This window comes from Holdemanella sp. (genome assembly GCF_056804935.1).
Map to the genome: position 1 here is coordinate 1 of NZ_DBMEXE010000164.1, position 747 is coordinate 747.

Consider the following 747-nt stretch of genomic DNA (forward strand, 5'->3'; position numbering starts at 1 on the left):
AAAATAGTTGTAACAAAACAAGCTGGATTATTTGTTTGTAAAAACTAGGTGGTGTATTATGTCAGATTTAATAAATAAATCAATGGATGTATTAAAAAGAGAAGGTGTTTCTAGTTTGGTGAAACATGCTTCACATTATATAAATAAAAAACGTGAATCTAAACCTAAGACTGATGCTTTTAAAGATGTATTGTTTATTAATGGTTGTCCTAGAGACTTGTTGCCTCATCCGCCACGTTATAGAGTTACACATCAAATGGAGCAATTAAAGATAAATGGATATACATGTGATGAAGTATTTTTTGAAAATGTCGATTTAAAACAAGTACGAATGTATTCTTGTTTTGTGATATTTAGAGCACCATATACAGAAAAATTAAATGAATTTGTTCAATTAGCAAGATCATGGAATAAACCGGTGTTGTATGATATTGATGATTTAGTAATCGATACAAAATATACAAATGAGAATAAGTATGTTCAGAGTATGGATGCAAAGACAAAGTTACGTTATGACAATGATGTTTTTCGTTATCAACAACTTTTAAAAATCTGCGATGGGTGTATGACTACAACGGCTGCATTAAAAAAGGAACTTGAAAAATACAATCCAAACGTTTGGATCAATCGTAATACAGCTTCTATAGAAATGGTAACTTTATCTCAAACTATAAAAAAAGAAGACAAAACTACAATTGATATTGGATATTTTAGTGGCAGTATTACACATAACGAAGATTTTGAAAT

At 29.2% G+C, this 747-nt stretch carries 1 protein-coding gene; it reads left to right on the plus strand.

Going from position 1 to position 747, the window contains the following annotated elements; genetic code table 11:
• Positions 1-58: 58 nt before the first annotated feature.
• Positions 59-747 (plus strand): glycosyltransferase family protein (locus ACZQCL_RS07430; protein WP_482482529.1); only part of this gene is annotated, 689 nt, incomplete at its 3' end.